Origin of the sequence: Saccharopolyspora rhizosphaerae (assembly GCF_003931915.1) — a bacterium.
GTDB classification, from domain to species: Bacteria; Actinomycetota; Actinomycetes; order Mycobacteriales; family Pseudonocardiaceae; genus Saccharopolyspora; species Saccharopolyspora rhizosphaerae.
In genome coordinates this window covers 228,299-244,577 of the sequence record NZ_RSAA01000007.1, presented here as the reverse complement: position 1 = coordinate 244,577, position 16,279 = coordinate 228,299, and the positions used below count along the sequence as shown (strand labels likewise).

Below are 16,279 nucleotides of genomic sequence, written 5' to 3'. Positions count from 1 at the left end.
TGGCGTCGGCGTGGCCGGGAGGGATTTAAACTCGCGCATGTGTCGAACCAGCCGATGATCGCGCCTTCCATCCTCTCCGCAGATTTCGCCCGGCTCGCCGATGAGATCTCCGCCGTCGGCGGGGAGCCCGGCAAGGGGGCCGACTGGCTCCACGTCGACGTGATGGACGCGCACTTCGTGCCGAACCTCACGCTGGGTCTGCCGGTCGTGGAGTCGATCCTCAAGACCACCGACATCCCGATCGACTGCCACCTCATGATCGACGACCCGGACCGTTGGGCCCCGGGTTACGCGGAGGCGGGCGCCCACAACGTCACCGTGCACGTCGAGGCCGCGCACAACCCGGTCAACCTCGCCAAGGACCTGCGCGCGGCGGGTGCCAAGGCGGGTCTGGCGATCAAGCCGGGCACGAACTTCGACGACTACGTCGAGGTCCTCAAGCACTACGACACGCTGCTGGTGATGTCGGTCGAGCCGGGCTTCGGCGGCCAGAAGTTCATGGCCGAGGTCCTGGACAAGGCCCGCAAGGCCCGGGACCTCGTCGACACCGGGCACCTGAAGCTGCTCGTCGAGATCGACGGCGGCATCAACGCCGAGACCATCGAGCAGGCCGCCGAGGCCGGCGTCGACTGCTTCGTGGCGGGCTCGGCCGTCTACAACGCCGACGACCCGGCGCAGGCCGTCGAGGCCCTGCGCGCCAAGGCCGCACCAGGCTTCGAGCGCGCCCGGGCCTGATCACCACCGCAGCGCATCGGCCGAGGAGCACGACATGACCCCTGAGGTCGAAGAGCGGGCGATGCGCGCCGCGATCTCGGCCAGCGAGCGGGTTCGCGGCACCACCAGCCCGAACCCGCCGGTCGGCTGCGTGCTCCTCGACCCCCTCGGGCAGGTCGTCGGGAGGGGTGCCACCAGCCCGCCGGGTGGCGGGCACGCCGAGGTCAACGCCCTGCGGGAGGCCGGGGAGCGCGCAGCCGGAGGCACGGCCGTGGTCACCCTGGAGCCCTGCGCGCACACCGGGCGCACCCCGCCGTGCGCCGTCGCGCTGCGAGACGCCGGGGTGAGCCGGGTCGTGCACGCCGTCTCCGACCCGAACCCGTCGGCCTCCGGTGGAGCCGACCTGCTGCGGGCTGCCGGAGTGGACGTCCACAGTGGTCTTCTCGCCGACGAGGTCGCGAAAGGCCCGCTGCGGGCGTGGTTGCACTTCGTCCACACCGGACGTCCCCACGTGACCTGGAAGTACGCGGCCACACTGGACGGACGTTCGGCGGCTGCGGACGGCACCAGCAAGTGGATCAGCTCCGCCGAGTCCCGCGCCGAGGTGCACCAGGTGCGCGCCGCGGTGGACGCGATCATCGCGGGCACCGGCACGATCCTCAGCGACGACGCGCAGCTGACCGCCCGCGACCCGGGCGGGAACCTGGTGGACCGGCAACCGCTGCGGGTGGTCATCGGCGACCGCGAGCTGCCACCGCAGGCACGGGTGCTCGACGACACCGCCGAGACCCTCCGGCTGCCGGGCGGTGATCCCGCGGCGGCCCTGGCCGAGCTCGCCCGGCGCGGCGTGGTCGACGTGCTGCTGGAAGGCGGGCCCACCCTGGCCGGGGCCTTCTGGCGGGCACGCCTGGTCGACCGGGTGCTGGCCTACATCGCCCCGGCACTGCTGGGATCGGGGCCGGCGGCGCTGGGAGATGCGGGCGTGGGAAGCATCTCGCAGGCATGGCGGTTGCGGATCGAAGAGACGACGATGAGTGGCCCGGACGTCCGCATCAGCGCGGTCCCGCAGGACTGAGGTCCGGGGCGGCGAGCGGTGCTCGCAGGGCAGGCAGGAGGCAGCAGTGTTCACCGGGATCGTCGAGGAACTCGGCACCATCGAGTCCGTGGAACCGATCGAGGACGGCTCGCGGTTGACCATCCACGGTCCGGTGGTCACCCAGGACGCCAAGCACGGCGACTCGATCGCGGTCAACGGCGTGTGCCTGACGGTGGTCACCACCGAGGACGGCCGGTTCACCGTCGACGTGGTCTCCGAGACGCTGCGCCGCTCCTCCCTGAAGCACGTCGCCACGGGTGAGCGCGTCAACCTGGAGCGGGCCATGGCGCTGGGCGAGCGCTTGGGCGGCCACATCGTGCAGGGGCACGTGGACGGCACCGCGGTGCTGCGCGGCACCGACGAGGCCGCCGGCCTGACTTCGTTCGAGCTGCCCGGCCGGCTCGCGCGCTACCTGGTGGAGAAGGGGTCGATCACGGTCGACGGGGTCTCCCTGACCGTCACCGGCGTCGTCGACGGCGAGCCCGCGCGGTTCTCCGTCGCGTTGATCCCGACCACGCTGGAGCTGACCACCCTCGGCCGACGCGCCGCAGGTGACGAAGTGAACATCGAAGTGGATGTGCTGGCCAAGCACCTGGAGCGGCTCTCCGCGGCTCAGCTGGCCGCGCAGGACGCTGGTGCACCCGCGGTGACGGGGGACAATGGCGGCAGCAGGGAGGCGCGATGAACCCCGAGGACGAGGTTTCGGAAACGGTGAGCACGACGAAGTTCGACACCATCGAGCGGGCGCTGGCCGACATCGCGGCCGGCAAGCCGGTGGTCGTCGTGGACGACGAGGACCGCGAGAACGAAGGCGACCTGATCTTCGCCGCGGAGAAGGCCACCCCGGAGATGGTGGCCTTCATGGTCCGCTACACCTCGGGTTACATCTGCGTGGGCCTCCCCGCCGAGGACTGCGACCGCCTCGACCTGCCGCCGATGTACCACTCCAACCAGGACCGCAAGGGCACCGCCTACACGGTCACGGTGGACGCCGCGGAAGGGGTGACCACCGGCATCTCGGCCGCCGACCGCGCGAAGACGCTGCAGGTGCTCGCCGACGCCCACACCACCCCGAAGGACCTCACCCGCCCCGGTCACGTGGTGCCGCTGCGTGCCCGCGAGGGCGGAGTGCTGCGTCGGCCCGGGCACACCGAGGCCTCGGTGGACCTGGCGCGGATGGCGGGGCTGCGGCCGGCCGGGGCGCTGTGCGAGATCGTCAGCCAGAAGTCCGAGGGCGACATGGCCCGCCGCGACGAGCTGGTGGTCTTCGCCGACGAGCACGACTTGGCGCTGATCACCATCGCCGACCTGATCACCTACCGCCGCCGCTTCGAGAAGCAGGTGGTGCGCGTCGCCGAGGCCCGCATCCCGACCGTGCACGGCACCTTCCGGACCGTCGGCTACGACAGCACGCTCGACGGCATCGAGCACCTGGCGATGGTCTACGGCGAGATCGGCGACGGCGAGGACATCCTGGTCCGGGTGCACTCCGAGTGCCTGACCGGGGACGTCATCGGCTCGCTGCGCTGCGACTGCGGACCGCAGCTGGACGCGGCCATGGCCAAGGTCGCCGAGGCCGGCCGGGGCGTGGTGCTCTACATGCGCGGCCACGAGGGCCGCGGCATCGGGCTGATCCACAAGCTGCAGGCCTACCAGCTGCAGGACGACGGCGCCGACACCGTCGACGCCAACGTCGCCCTGGACCTGCCGGTCGACAGCCGCGACTACGGGCAGGGCGCGCAGATCCTGTGCGACCTGGGCGTCAAGTCGATGCGGCTGCTCACCAACAACCCGGCGAAGCGAATCGGGCTGGAGGGCTACGGCTTGCGGATCGTCGACCGCGTGCCGCTGCCGATCCGCCCCAACCCGGAGAACATCCGCTACCTGCGGACCAAGCGCGACCGCATGGGCCACGTCCTGGACAATCTGGATGACGGCGAGGACTCGTCCGTCAGCGGTGACGCAGGTGTGACGGCCTGAGGCGCCGAAGCAGCGTAGAGCCCTCGACAACCGCGTCCCAGGGGACCGTGACGCGACTCGGCCACGGCAGACCTCCGATCACGAGGCCGGCCGAGGACGCCACCACTGGAGGCGCGGAGAGGCGGAACAGGGAGAGGCGGAAGGGCCATGAGTGGGGAAGGGCGGCCGCGGGTCAGCGTGCCGCAGGCCGGTGAGCTGAAGCTGGGGATCGCGGCGATCCGCTGGCACGAGGGGCTGGTGGACCAGATGCTCGACCGCGCGGTCGAGGCGGCCAAGGAGGCGGGCATCGCCGAGCCGACCGTGGTCCGGGTGCCGGGCTCGGTCGAGCTGCCGGTGGTGTGCCAGCAGCTGGCGCACTCGCACGACGCGGTGGTGGCACTGGGCGTGGTCATCCGCGGCGGCACCCCGCACTTCGAGTACGTGTGCGACTCGGTGACCCAGGGCCTGACCCGGGTGTCGCTGGACGAGTCCACGGCCGTCGGCAACGGCGTCCTGACCTGCGACACGCTGGAGCAGGCCGAGGCGCGCGCCGGGTTCGTCGACTCGGTCGAGGACAAGGGCTTCGAGGCCACCGCCGCGGCGCTGGAGACCGCGCTGGTGCTGCAGGACCTGCGCGGCGGCGGGGACGGCGAGAGGGGGTTCCGGTGAGCGCCGAGGTCGTCCAGGTGCGCCCGCGCAAGGTGCGGCGGGTCGCGTTCCCGATCGCCGGCGTGCTGGTCGTGGTGTTCGCAGTGGTCGGAACGCTGCTGCGGGACACCCCGACGGGAGCGGTGTTCAGCGTGTCCGACCAGGTCGCGATGGGCCTGCTGGGCGTGCTGCTGGCCGCCGGCGTGCTGCTGCTGACCAGGCCGCGGCTGCGCGCGGACGCGAACGGGCTGGACGTCCGCAACATCATCGGTTCTCAGCACGTCGAGTGGGAGCTGGTGCAGGGCATCACGTTCCCCGACGGCGCGCCGTGGGCGCGCGTGGAGCTGCCGGAGGACGAGTACATCCCGATCATGGCGATCCAGGCCACCGACGGCGAGCACGCCGTCGCCGCCATGCGAGCGCTGCGCGAACTCCGCCGCACGATCGACGCCTGACCACCCCCGGACGACGACGAACCCCGGTGACCGCGCTCGCGGCCACCGGGGTTCGTCACCTCGGCCCCGGCCCGATCACCGCTTCCCCCGGACCCGGCTACGGCGGTCCTGTGCCGGAGCCTGAACCTCGCGAGTGCTCGGGGCGACCCGGGTCGTGGGGCCTCAGCCTGGGGAGACGAAATCGCGTGGCGCCGACTCCGCGTGTCCCAGGCCGTGGAACGACGAAGAACCCCGGTGCCCGCGTGGGACACCGGGGTTCTCGCACCGAGGACCGGTCCCGTGACCCAGCCGCTCGTGGAGGACCCGATCACCGCTGTGACCGGGCGCTGAGTCGCCCCGGTGATCGGGCACCCGGCGAACGCGGTGACCAGGACACGGGAACCCCGGTGATCGGGCACCCGATCACCGGGGTTCCCGTGTCGTTGGTCTCAGCCTGCGGAGACGAGGTCGCAGACGAAGACCAGGGTCTCGTTGGGGGCGATGACGCCGGGGACACCGCGGGGGCCGTAGCCCATGTGCGGCGGGATGGACAGGCGACGGCGGCCGCCGACCTTCATGCCCTGGAGGCCCCGGTCCCAGCCCTCGATGACCATGCCGGCCCCGAGCTGGAGCTGCAGCGGCTGGCCGCGGTTCCAGCTGGAGTCGAACTCCTCGCCGGTGCTGTGCGACACGCCCACGTAGTGCGCGGCCACGTTGTCGCCGGCCTTGGCCTCTGCGCCGTCGCCGACGATGAGGTCCTCGATCACCAGGTCCGCCGGCGGCTCACCGGTGGGGGCCTCGACGACGGGCTTCTCGTTGCTCACGGAAGTGCTCCTAGAAGTTCGGGAACGTGCGCCGACCATTGTGGTCGCACCACCGCTCCCCGGGCACGACGACCCCGGCCTGGGCTCACCCGGCAGGCCGGGGTCGGACGACCGGTGCCGCTGCGGCCACCACCAGGGCCAGCGCCGCCGGGACCAGGAGGGCGGCGGTGAGGCTCGTCCACTGCGTGATGAGGCCGATGACCACCGGGCCGGCGAGGAGGCCGCCGTAGCCGAGCGTGCTGACCTGGGCCAGGTCGCGGCCCGCTCGGGCCGGATCGCGGGTGCCGGCCGCGCTGAAGACCTGCGGGATGATGCAGGACAAACCGATGCCGAACAGGGCGAAGCCGATGATCGCCGCGACCGGGTGGTGGACGAGCAGGCCCGCGCCCATGCCGGTGCCCGCGATCAGACCGCAGGAGCGGACCAGGGACACCGGCCCGAAGCGGGCGACCAGGTGGTCCCCGAGGAAGCGGCAGACGGCCATCATCGTCGAGAACACCGCGTAGCCGATCGCCGCGATCGCCGGGCTGGTCCGCAGCTCGTCGTGCAGGTACAGCGGGGACCAGTCGGCCATCGACCCCTCACCCAACGAGCAGCTGAACGCCAGCACGCCGAGCAGCAGGATCGCAGGCGACATCCCGCGCGCCCGGCTGCGCTCGGGCACGACCCGCGGCTCGGCGGGCAGCAGCCGCCTGCGGGAGACCTCCACGAGCAGCGCGAGGCTGCCGGCCGCCAACGCGAAGTGCAGCGACACCGGCGCCCCGAGCTGCGCGGCGACCGCGCCGACGCCCGAGCCGATCAGGCCGCCCACGCTGAACAGGGCGTGGAAGGTGATCACGATCGGCCGCGAGTAGTGGCGCTGCACCTGCATCGAGTGCGCGTTCATCGCCACGTCGACCACGCCGTGCCCGGCGCCGAACAGCACGAGTCCCGCCAGCAGCACCGGCAGCGACCCCCCGAAGCCCGGGACCAGCAGGCTCGCGGCCATCGCCAGCCCGGTGGGACCGAGCACCCGGGCGCTGCCGAAGCGGTCGATCACGTGCCCGACGCCCTGCATCGCCAGCACCGACCCCACGGCGATCGCGAACAGCGCCAGCGTCATCTGGCCGTCGTCGAGCCCCAGGTCCTGCTTGACCGCCGGGATCCGGGCGGTCCAGGTCCCCAGGGCTGCACCCGTTGCGACGAAGTAGCCGATCACGCCCCACCGGGCGCGGCGAGCGGAATCCGGAGGAGCGCAGAGGGTGTCAGACAAGGCGGACCTCCACTCCCTCCGCCTTCAGCTCGGCGAGCATCTCGGCGGGGGCGCTGCGGTCGGTGACGACCACGTCCAGGTCGGTGGCCGGGCACACGAAACCCAGCCCGGTGCGGGCGAACTTGGCGCCGTGGCAGACCGCGATGACGCGCTGCGCAGCCTGGGTGGCGGCGTTCTTGATCGGGACCTCCTCCAGGTCGTGGGCGGTCAACCCGCGCTCGGCCGACAGGCCGCACACCCCGAGCACGGTGGTGTCGACGCGCAGCGCGCGCAGCGAGTTCTCGGTCAGGTGGCCGATGAACGACAGCTCGCCCGGTTTCGCGCGGCCGCCCGGCAGCAGCAGGTCGACCTCGGGCGCGTTGCTCAGCGCGTTCGCCGAGTGCATGTCCAGCGGGATCGCGGTCACCCGGCGAGCGGCCAGCAGGCGTGCCACCTCCAAAGTGGTGGAACCGCTGTCGAGGATGACCGACTCACCGTCGGTGATCAGGGTCTCCACCTCGGCGGCCAACCGGCGCTTGACGTCCGCCGCGTCGCGCTCGCGCAGCGGGAAGGGCGCCGAGTGCCCGCGCAGGAAGCTCACCGCGCCACCGCGCACCCGCCGCAGCACGCCCTCCTCGGCGAGTTGGTCGAGGTCGCGGCGGATGGTCATCTCCGAGCAGCCGGTCGACGCCGCCAGTTCGGCGACGGTCACGCGTTCGACCCGGCGGAGCCGCTCGATGATGGTTTGGCGCCGTTCTGAACTCTCCACGTGTGCTATCGAACAGGAATCATGTGCGGAACGCAATCCTCCCGGGGGAGGTGTGTGCGAACCCGCATGGGGGGATCGCACGCCGTGGGGGACAATGGCGGTGGTCGTCGGTAGGAGGAGAACGTGAGCGTGGCCCAGGAGCGCAACCTTCATCTGGTGCGGGACGAGAGCGCCGAACGCGGTGTGCGGCTCGGTGATGTCCGGCTCCGCAACCGCCTGGTCACCTCCTCGAGCCTGCTCGGCTACGGCGTCTCCAACGCCAAGGTCATGGCCTACGGCATGAGCCCGATCTCGAACTTCGTGCCGCTGGAGCGCTTCGGCGCCATCACCACCCGCACGGTCACCGTCGAGCCGCGCGAAGGGCACTTCACCACCAAGGACGACTGGCAGCTGCGCGAGCTGCCCGGGCTGCTCAAGCGCTACGGGCAGGCGCTCCGGCAGGTCGACGGCGGATGGCTCAACGCCTTCGGCTGGTGCAACGTCGGCATCGACGCCTACCTGCGCGACTACTACCCGCGCACCCGCGAGCAGAACACGATCATGTCCATCGGCGGCTTCTCCGCCGAGGAGTTCGTGACGCTGGTCGACAAGGTCAACGCCGCGGTGCCGGCGGGCGAGATCGCCGCGCTGGAGTTCAACGTCTCCTGCCACAACGTCAACTTCGACTTCAACCAGATCATCGAGGGCGTGCTGGCCGAGGCCGTGCCGCGCAGCAACCACCCGGTGATCCTCAAGCTCTCGCCCGACTACGACTACGTCGCGCACGCCCGGCTCGCCGCCAAGCACGGGGTGTCCGCGCTGACCGCGATCAACACCGTCAAGGGCCTGCGGCTCGACCCGGAGACCGGCACCCCGCTGCTGAAGAACGGCTTCGGCGGTCTTTCCGGCCGCGCGATCAAGCCGATCGGGCTGCGCGTGGTCAAGGAGCTGCGCGACGCCGACGTGACGCTGCCGATCATCGCCACCGGCGGCATCCGCACCTTCGACGACTGCCGCGAGTACTACTGGGCCGGAGCCGACGCGGTGAGCCTCGGCAGCGCCAGCTGGTTCGCCAGCTACCCCGGCTACGCCCTCTCGCCGCTGCACGGCGTGCGGATCCGGAACCTGTTGCGCCGCATCGAGAACTACGAGCCCCCAGCGCGCTGAAACGGCCCCTGCTCGGCCGCCCGGGATGGTAGACAGTGATCAAGGACACTGACGTCTGCCGACTGGGGAGGCAGTTTTGGCCGGATATGGCGATTTCGGGAGCAGTCTGAGAGATCTGCCGCGGCTGCGTGCGACGCGTCGCGGCCGCGTGTCCAGCTGGGACACCTCCGGCGGCAACCAGGACAACGTGCGCGTCATGCCCGGTGAGACCCGGCTGCTCGCCGACATCACCGGCCCGGGCGTGATCACCCACATCTGGTGCACCGTCGCGCTCGACCACGTCGGTGAGCCCGTGGAGGTCGAAGCCGACTACCTGCGCCGGCTGGTCCTGCGCATCACCTGGGACGACCAGCCGCACCCGGCGGTGCTGGTCCCGCTCGGCGACTTCTTCGGCGTCGGGCACGCCCACAGCGTCAACTTCAGCTCCGCGCCGCTGCAGATGAGCCCGCAGGACGGCAAGGGCTTCAACTGCTGGTTCGCGATGCCCTTCGCCGGTCGCGCCCGCATCGAGCTGATCAGCGAGATGAGCGTCAAGCCGGTGACGTTCTACTTCTACGTCGACTACGAGAACTACGGCGAACCCGACCCGGAACTGGCGTACTTCCACGCGCAGTGGCGGCGGCAGAACCCCACCGACGGTGTCCCGCAGGGCGACCAGACCAACGAGGAGTTCCTCTTCGGCGGCCAGAACACCGACGGCGCGGGCAACTTCGTGATGCTGGAGGCCGAGGGGCGCGGTCACTACGTCGGCACCGTCCTCAACGTGCACAACCTGCGCGAGACCAGCGAGTGGAACTGGTACGGCGAGGGCGACGACATGTTCTTCATCGACGGGGAGCCGTGGCCGCCCCGGTTGCACGGCACCGGCACCGAGGACTACTTCAACACCGCCTGGTGCCCGACCCAGGAGTTCCACGGGCCCTACCACGGCATCACCATGCCCGGCGGGGAGAACTGGAGCGGGCAGGTTTCCTACTACCGGTTCCACGTCGAGGACCCGATCGTCTTCGAGCGCTCCCTCAAGGCCACCATCGAGCACGGCCATGCCAACAAGCGCTCCGACGACGTCTCCTCGACTGCCTACTGGTACCAGACCCTCCCGGCGCTGCCGGTCACCTTGGCGCCGGTCGACGAGCGCCTCCCGCGCCCCTTGTGACCCGACGCGCGGGACGGCGGCAGCCGTGGCGAGACGCCGTCCCGCGCTGCACGCGCCTGACCTCGCACTGCACACCCACGCGCACTCCCGGGGAGAGCCCCGCCCTTCGACGTTCGCGCGAAGTTCGAGGGGCGACCCTGGCCCTCGAACTTCGCGCGAAGTTCGAGGGGAGCCCCGCCCGTCGAAGTTCTCGCGAGGTTCGACGGGGTAGGGGTCAGACGTGGGTGGGAAGGGGGCCGCCGTGGTAGGTCTGGGCGTCGGTGAAGGCGGCGGTGAGGTCGAGGTCGCGGTCGTCGGCCTCGGCGTAGGCCCGGTGGAGGTTGAGGACGAGGCGCTCGGCGTCCGGCCAGTTCGCGAACTCGCCGAGGTCGCAGCGCTGCGCGGCCTCCAGCGGGCTGAGCCCGTCGGCGCGGCCCTTGCGGGCGGTGTCCAGCACGAAGCGGTAGTAGCGGGCGTGGTCCTCCAGCACCCGGGGGAGCGCGGAACCGGGCAGCGTCGGCCCGTGGCCCGGAACCACCGCGGTCGGGCGGAAACCGGCCAGCCACTCCAGCGACTTCAGCGCGCCCTCGACCGATCCCATGAACACCAGCGGCGTCACCCCGTGGAACAGCAGGTCACCGCTGAAGAGCACCGCCGCGTCCGGCACCCACGCGACCACGTCGCCCGGGGTGTGCGCGGCGAACCCGGGGTGGTGCAGCTCGATCGCGCGCCCGCCCAGGTGCAGCTCCAGCGAGTCGCGCAGCACCACTGACGGGGCGCGGTTCTCGGTGATTTCCCACCGGGGCGCGGGTTCCCAGATCGGCGGGGTCTCGCGCAGCCACGTGTCGGCGAGGATGCCGTCGCGCGTGGCCGGGTGTCCGATGAGGACGGTGGAGTCGGGCAGCAGCGCGTTGCCGTGGGTGTGGTCGCCGTGCACGTGGGTGTTGACCGCGAAGCGGATCGACTTGGCCGGGTCCAGCGCGCGGACCGCGTCCAGGAACCGGTGGGTGCGTTCGGCCGTCGCGCAGGTGTCGACCAGAACGGTGCCCTCGTCGGTGAGCACCGCGCCCGCGTTGTTGATCCACCACGTCCCGTCCGGCTGCACCCACGCGTGCACGCCGGGTCCGACCTCGGCGAGCGTCGCGCGCTCAGGAGCGGAACGGTCGGGGTTGGCCCGGTCGGGACTCGTGTTGCTGTAGCTCACTGCTGAACCTCCCGGCGACGCGTGCGGAGATCGTGGCGCACCCAGTGTGCACCGATCGGCACCCGCTGTGGTGACAGGCCGCCGGCGGGCCGCGTCGGGCCTCGCACGTAGGCTGGTGGCGTGGCCGATCCGTCCACCTACCGACCAGCACCAGGCACGATCCCGGACGCCCCGGGCGTGTACCGCTTCCACGACGCCAACGGGCGCGTGATCTACGTCGGCAAGGCGAAGAGCCTGCGCAGCAGGCTTTCTTCGTACTTCGCCGACCTCGCCGGATTGCACCCGCGCACCCGGCAGATGGTCACCACGGCGACCGGCGTGCAGTGGACCGTGGTCGGCACCGAGGTCGAGGCGCTGCAGCTGGAGTACTCCTGGATCAAGGAGTACGACCCGAAGTTCAACGTCCGCTACCGCGACGACAAGTCCTACCCGGTGCTCGCGGTGACGCTGCACGAGGAGTACCCGCGGCTGCACGTCTACCGGGGCCCCCGCAAGCGCGGCGTCCGCTACTTCGGTCCGTACGCCCACGCGTGGGCGATCCGCGAGACGCTGGACCTGCTGCTGCGGGTGTTCCCCGCGCGCACCTGCTCGGCCGGGGTGTTCAAGCGGCACTCCCAGATCGGCCGCCCCTGCCTGCTCGGCTACATCGGCAAGTGCTCGGCGCCGTGCGTGGGCCGGGTCAACGCCGACGAGCACCGGCAGATCGTCGAGGACTTCTGCGACTTCCTGGCCGGTCAGACCGACCAGCTGATGCGCAAGCTGGACAAGCAGATGCAGGAGGCCTCGGCGGAGCTGGAGTTCGAACGCGCCGCCCGGCTGCGCGACGACCTCGAGGCGCTGCGCCGCGCCATGGAGAAGCAGGCGGTGGTGCTCGGCGACGGCACCGACGCCGACGTGGTCGCCTTCGCCGAGGACGAGCTGGCCGCGGCGGTGCAGGTCTTCCACATCCGCGGCGGCCGCGTGCGCGGTCAGCGCGGCTGGGTGATCGACAAGGTCGAGGAGACCGACACCGCCGCGCTGACCTCCCAGTTCCTCACGCAGTTCTACGGCGAGCAGGCCGCCCTGGCCGACCAGGCCGACGCCGGCGGCAGCCCGGTGCCGCGCGAGGTGCTGGTCCCCGAGATGCCCGAGGACTCCGAGACCATCGCGGGGTGGCTCGGCGAGCTCCGCGGCAGCCGCGTCAACCTGCGCGTTCCGCAGCGCGGTGATAAGCGTGCGCTGATGGAGACCGTGGAGCGCAACGCCAAGGAGGCGTTCCAGCAGTACAAGCTGCGCCGGGCCGGTGACCTCACCGCGCGCTCGGCGGCGCTGCAGGAGCTGCAGGACGCGCTGGCGCTGGACACCGCGCCGCTGCGCATCGAGTGCATCGACGTCAGCCACGTGCAGGGCAGCGACGTTGTGGCCTCGCTGGTGGTCTTCGAGGACGGTGTGCCGCGCAAGTCCGAGTACCGCCGCTTCGAGGTCCGCGAAGGCGCTGAGGGCGGTGACGTCGGCTCGATCGACGAGGTCGTCCGCCGCCGCTTCGCCCGCTACCTCAGCGAGACCGCCAAGGACACCGCGCCCGGGATGCCCGAGAGCGCCGCGCCCGAGAGCGAGGTCGCCTCCGCGGTCGACCCCGAGACCGGGCGGCCCAAGAAGTTCGCCTACCCGCCGAACCTGCTGGTCATCGACGGCGGCGGGCCGCAGGCCAACGCCGCGGCCGACGCGCTGACCGAGATGGGCATCACCGACGTCGCCGTGATCGGCCTGGCCAAGCGCCTCGAAGAGGTGTGGTTGCCCGCCGACCCCGAACCGGTGATCCTGCCGCGCACCAGCGAGGCCCTGTACCTGCTGCAGCGCGTGCGCGACGAGGCGCACCGCTTCGCCATCAACTACCACCGGACCAAGCGCGGCAAGCGGATGAAGAGCTCCGCGTTGGACTCCGTCCCGGGCCTCGGCGAGACACGCCGCGCGGCGCTGCTCAAGCACTTCGGCTCGGTGAAGAAGCTCCGCCAGGCCTCGGTCGAGGACATCGAGGCGGTACCCGGGATCGGCCGCAGCACCGCGGAGGCCGTGCACGCGGCGCTGGCCGGAGGGACAGCTGGACAACGAGGGGAACACAGTGAGTGACGAGCATTCGGGCATCGAGGTCGCGGTCGTCAGCGGCCTGTCCGGGGCGGGCCGCAGCACCGCGGCCAAGTGCCTGGAGGACCTCGGCTGGTTCGTGGTGGACAACCTGCCGCCGGAACTGATCGCCACCATGGTCGAGCTGGGGGCCCGCTCCAGCGGTCAGATCACCCGCGTCGCCGTGGTGATGGACGTGCGCAGCCGCGCCTTCACGGAGGACCTCGGTTCGGTGATCAAGGACCTCGACGCCCGCGGCTACAAGCCGAAGGTGCTGTTCCTCGAGGCCACCGACGAGGTGCTGATCCGCCGCTTCGAGCAGGTCCGCCGTGGCCACCCGCTGCAGGGGGAGGGCAGGCTCGCCGACGGCATCGCCGCCGAGCGGTCGCTGCTGTCGCGGCTGCGTTCGGAGGCCGACCTGGTGCTGGACACCACCGGCCTGTCGGTGCACCAGCTGCGGTCGAAGATCGAGGACGCCTTCGGGAACGAGGCCAGCACCCGCACCCGGGTGACCGTGCTGTCCTTCGGCTACAAGTACGGCCTGCCGATGGACGCCGACCTGGTGATGGACTGCCGCTTCCTGCCCAACCCCTTCTGGATCCCCGAGCTGCGCGAGTTCAACGGACTCGACGACGAGGTCCGCAACTACGTGCTGGGCCAGGAGGGCGCCGAGGAGTTCCTGGAGAGCTACCAGCAGCTGCTGCGGCTGGTCGGCGCCGGGTACCACCGGGAGGGCAAGCGCTACCTGACGCTGGCGCTGGGCTGCACCGGCGGCAAGCACCGCAGCGTCGCGCTGGTCGAAGAGCTGGCGCGCAGACTCGCCGAGGACGACGGGATGATGGTCAAGACGGTCCACCGGGACCTGGGGCGCGAGTGACGGGGGAGCGCGAAGAACGGCCGCTGCGCGCGGTCGCGCTCGGCGGTGGCCACGGGCTGCAGGCGTCGCTGGCCGCGCTGCGGCGGATCACGCCCGAGGTGACGGCCGTGGTGACGGTCGCCGACGACGGGGGCTCCTCGGGTCGGCTGCGCCGCGAGCTCGGCATGCTCCCGCCCGGCGACCTGCGCAAGGCGCTCGCAGCGCTGTCCGACGACGGCGACGACGGGAAGCTGTGGTCGCAGGTCTTCCAGCACCGCTTCGGCGGATCGGGTGCCCTGGCCGGGCACGCCGTGGGCAACCTGGTGCTGGCCGGTCTGCTGGAGGTGCTGCACGACCCGGTCGAGGTGCTCGACCACGCGTGCAAGCTGCTGGGCGTGCGCGGACGGGTGCTGCCGATGTCGACGCGGCCGCTGGACATGGTCGGCGACGTGGTCGGTCTCGACTCCGATCCGACCGCCGTGCGCACCATCCGCGGCCAGGTCGCCCTCGCGAGTACGCCCGGTCGGGTGAAACAAGTGCGATTGCACGCGAACGGCGACGATCAACCGATCGCGTGCCCACAGGCCGTGGAGGCCGTCCTCAACGCCGATCTGGTGTTGCTCGGACCCGGCTCCTGGTTCACCAGTGTGCTGCCACATCTGCTGGTCCCGGAGCTGCACGAGGCTCTGGTGAGCACCTCCGCGCGTCGGTTCGTGGTCCTCAACCTGATCCCTCAGCCGGGTGAGACGGCGGGCTTCTCACCCGAAAAACACCTCGACGTACTCTCGCAGCACGCGCCCCGGCTGAAGGTCGACGCCGTGCTGGCCGATGTGGACTCGGTGCCCACTCCGGACCGGCTGCGTTCGGCGGCCGCGGACCTGGGCGCCTGGACCTTGCTGGACACGATCGCCGCCCCCGCCGTGCCGGGACGGCACGATCCGCAGGCGCTCGCGGCGAGCCTGCGGGCCGCACTGGAGAGGAGGACGGACCAGTGGCGATGACCGCGGCGGTCAAGGACGAACTGAGTCGGTTGTCGGTGAGCAAGACGTGCTGCCGACGGGCGGAGGTCTCGTCGTTGCTGCGCTTCGCCGGCGGGTTGCACATCGTCGCCGGCCGCGTGGTGGTGGAGGCGGAGCTGGACAGCGGGTCGACCGCGCGCCGGCTCCGCAAGGAGATCCACGAGCTGTTCGGCCACCACTCCGACGTGCACGTGATCACCTCCGGTGGACTGCGCAAGGGCACCCGCTACGTGGTGCGCGTGGTCAAGGACGGTGAGGGTCTGGCCCGTCAGACCGGGCTGCTCGACCCGCGCGGCCGGCCGGTGCGCGGCCTGCCCGCGCACGTGGTCTCCGGCGGGGCCTGCGACTCGGAAGCCGCGTGGCGCGGTGCTTTCCTGGCGCACGGCTCGTTGACCGAGCCCGGCCGCTCCTCCTCCCTGGAGGTCACCTGCCCCGGTCCGGAAGCGGCGCTGGCGCTGGTGGGTTCCGCGCGGCGGATCGGTGTCTCGGCCAAGTCGCGCGAGGTGCGCGGCGCGGACCGGGTCGTGGTGCGCGACGGCGACGCCATCGGCGCGCTGCTGACCAGGCTGGGCGCGCACTCCAGCGTGCTGTCCTGGGAGGAGCGCCGGATGCGGCGCGAGGTGCGGGCCACCGCCAACCGGCTGGCCAACTTCGACGACGCCAACCTGCGCCGCTCGGCCCGCGCGGCGGTCGCCTCGGCGGCGCGCGTGGAGCGAGCTCTGGAGCTGCTCGGGCCGAACGCCCCGGAGCACCTGATGGTCGCGGGCCGGTTGCGCCTGGCGCACCGGCAGGCCTCGCTGGAGGAGCTCGGCCAGCTCGCCGACCCGCCGATGACCAAGGACGCGGTCGCCGGTCGTATCAGGCGTCTGCTGGCGATGGCCGACAAGCGCGCCCGCGAACTCGGCGTGGCCGACACCGAATCGGCCGTGACGGCCGAGATGCTCGAAGCCGAAGCCTGATCCTCGCGAACGGCTCTCCGGACCGAGGCGCGGCCTCGCCGGAGAGCCGCTCGGCTGCGCTGCTCGGCCGAACCGTTGCAGAGACACCGATCACCGGGGGCGGGTTCCGGTCAGCGTCCGGGATGACCTTCTGAACTGCGAAGACGCCGCCCTTCCGGGCTTCGGCGAGTATCCTCGACAAC

Annotated in this window: 16 protein-coding genes; 12 read left to right on the top strand and 4 right to left on the bottom strand. The window is 71.6% G+C overall.

Annotated elements, in window-relative coordinates:
* Nucleotides 1–54: 54 nt before the first annotated feature.
* The 6 genes from rpe to EIL87_RS07745 all read left to right on the top strand — a co-directional run bounded on the left by rpe (nt 55) and on the right by EIL87_RS07745 (nt 4,872).
* Nucleotides 55–735 (top strand): ribulose-phosphate 3-epimerase, encoded by a 681-nt coding sequence (gene rpe / locus EIL87_RS07770; protein ID WP_125089766.1) that lies wholly within the window; start codon nt 55–57, stop codon nt 733–735.
* Between the two features lie 34 nt (nt 736–769).
* On the top strand, nt 770–1,789 hold the full coding sequence (gene ribD / locus EIL87_RS07765; protein ID WP_125089493.1) for a bifunctional diaminohydroxyphosphoribosylaminopyrimidine deaminase/5-amino-6-(5-phosphoribosylamino)uracil reductase RibD: 1,020 nt from the start codon (nt 770–772) through the stop codon (nt 1,787–1,789).
* A gap of 46 nt (nt 1,790–1,835) precedes the next feature.
* Complete coding sequence (locus EIL87_RS07760; RefSeq protein ID WP_125089492.1) at nt 1,836–2,495, top strand: riboflavin synthase; 660 nt, start codon at nt 1,836–1,838, stop codon at nt 2,493–2,495.
* A complete protein-coding gene (locus EIL87_RS07755) occupies nt 2,492–3,790 on the top strand; it encodes a bifunctional 3,4-dihydroxy-2-butanone-4-phosphate synthase/GTP cyclohydrolase II (protein WP_125089491.1) in 1,299 nt (432 codons plus the stop codon). Before EIL87_RS07760 ends, EIL87_RS07755 begins: the two co-directional genes overlap by 4 nt.
* Before the next feature lie 147 nt (nt 3,791–3,937).
* Nucleotides 3,938–4,438, top strand: coding sequence for a 6,7-dimethyl-8-ribityllumazine synthase (ribH, locus tag EIL87_RS07750; protein WP_125089490.1), 501 nt, complete (start codon nt 3,938–3,940; stop codon nt 4,436–4,438).
* Nucleotides 4,435–4,872, top strand: a complete 438-nt coding sequence (locus EIL87_RS07745; RefSeq protein ID WP_125089489.1) for a PH domain-containing protein — start codon at nt 4,435–4,437, stop codon at nt 4,870–4,872. Before ribH ends, EIL87_RS07745 begins: the two co-directional genes overlap by 4 nt.
* Nucleotides 4,873–5,300: 428 nt before the next feature.
* Here the strand turns inward: EIL87_RS07745 and EIL87_RS07740 are convergent, their stop codons facing one another.
* The 3 genes from EIL87_RS07740 to EIL87_RS07730 form a co-directional block, all read right to left on the bottom strand.
* On the bottom strand, nt 5,301–5,675 hold the full coding sequence (locus tag EIL87_RS07740; RefSeq protein ID WP_125089488.1) for an FKBP-type peptidyl-prolyl cis-trans isomerase: 375 nt from the start codon (nt 5,673–5,675) through the stop codon (nt 5,301–5,303).
* 85 nt (nt 5,676–5,760) lie between these two features.
* Nucleotides 5,761–6,927: an MFS transporter gene (locus tag EIL87_RS07735; RefSeq protein WP_125089487.1), complete on the bottom strand. Its 1,167-nt coding sequence runs from the start codon at nt 6,925–6,927 to the stop codon at nt 5,761–5,763.
* Nucleotides 6,920–7,675 (bottom strand): DeoR/GlpR family DNA-binding transcription regulator, encoded by a 756-nt coding sequence (locus EIL87_RS07730; protein ID WP_125089486.1) that lies wholly within the window; start codon nt 7,673–7,675, stop codon nt 6,920–6,922. The genes EIL87_RS07735 and EIL87_RS07730 overlap by 8 nt, the downstream gene beginning before the upstream one ends.
* A gap of 123 nt (nt 7,676–7,798) precedes the next feature.
* Here EIL87_RS07730 and EIL87_RS07725 point away from each other — a divergent pair, with 123 nt between their 5' ends.
* On the top strand, nt 7,799–8,821 hold the full coding sequence (locus tag EIL87_RS07725; RefSeq protein ID WP_233576091.1) for a beta/alpha barrel domain-containing protein: 1,023 nt from the start codon (nt 7,799–7,801) through the stop codon (nt 8,819–8,821).
* A gap of 148 nt (nt 8,822–8,969) precedes the next feature.
* A complete protein-coding gene (locus EIL87_RS07720) occupies nt 8,970–9,977 on the top strand; it encodes a glycoside hydrolase family 172 protein (RefSeq protein WP_407690521.1) in 1,008 nt (335 codons plus the stop codon).
* Nucleotides 9,978–10,191: 214 nt separating this feature from the next.
* Here EIL87_RS07720 and EIL87_RS07715 read toward each other — a convergent pair whose 3' ends face one another.
* Nucleotides 10,192–11,160 (bottom strand): MBL fold metallo-hydrolase, encoded by a 969-nt coding sequence (locus EIL87_RS07715; RefSeq protein ID WP_125089484.1) that lies wholly within the window; start codon nt 11,158–11,160, stop codon nt 10,192–10,194.
* Nucleotides 11,161–11,280: 120 nt separating this feature from the next.
* Here EIL87_RS07715 and uvrC point away from each other — a divergent pair, with 120 nt between their 5' ends.
* Genes uvrC through whiA form a run of 4 tightly spaced genes read left to right on the top strand, consistent with a single transcriptional unit; the run spans nt 11,281 to nt 16,097 of the window.
* Entirely contained in the window at nt 11,281–13,269 is a 1,989-nt protein-coding gene (gene uvrC, locus EIL87_RS07710; RefSeq protein ID WP_125089483.1) for an excinuclease ABC subunit UvrC, read from the top strand.
* Nucleotides 13,262–14,140, top strand: a complete 879-nt coding sequence (gene rapZ, locus EIL87_RS07705) for an RNase adapter RapZ (RefSeq protein ID WP_125089482.1) — start codon at nt 13,262–13,264, stop codon at nt 14,138–14,140. Before uvrC ends, rapZ begins: the two co-directional genes overlap by 8 nt.
* Nucleotides 14,141–14,163: 23 nt before the next feature.
* Entirely contained in the window at nt 14,164–15,120 is a 957-nt protein-coding gene (locus tag EIL87_RS07700; protein WP_125089764.1) for a gluconeogenesis factor YvcK family protein, read from the top strand.
* A complete protein-coding gene (gene whiA, locus EIL87_RS07695; RefSeq protein WP_125089481.1) occupies nt 15,111–16,097 on the top strand; it encodes a DNA-binding protein WhiA in 987 nt (328 codons plus the stop codon). The genes EIL87_RS07700 and whiA overlap by 10 nt, the downstream gene beginning before the upstream one ends.
* Nucleotides 16,098–16,279 lie beyond the last annotated feature (182 nt).

Coding starts and splice junctions, on each gene's coding strand:
- EIL87_RS07755 (WP_125089491.1), top strand. CDS start 2,492: ATGAACCCCGAGGACGAGGTTTCGGAAACGGTGAGCACGACGAAGTTC.
- rpe (WP_125089766.1), top strand. CDS start 55: ATGATCGCGCCTTCCATCCTCTCCGCAGATTTCGCCCGGCTCGCCGAT.
- ribH (WP_125089490.1), top strand. CDS start 3,938: ATGAGTGGGGAAGGGCGGCCGCGGGTCAGCGTGCCGCAGGCCGGTGAG.
- ribD (WP_125089493.1), top strand. CDS start 770: ATGACCCCTGAGGTCGAAGAGCGGGCGATGCGCGCCGCGATCTCGGCC.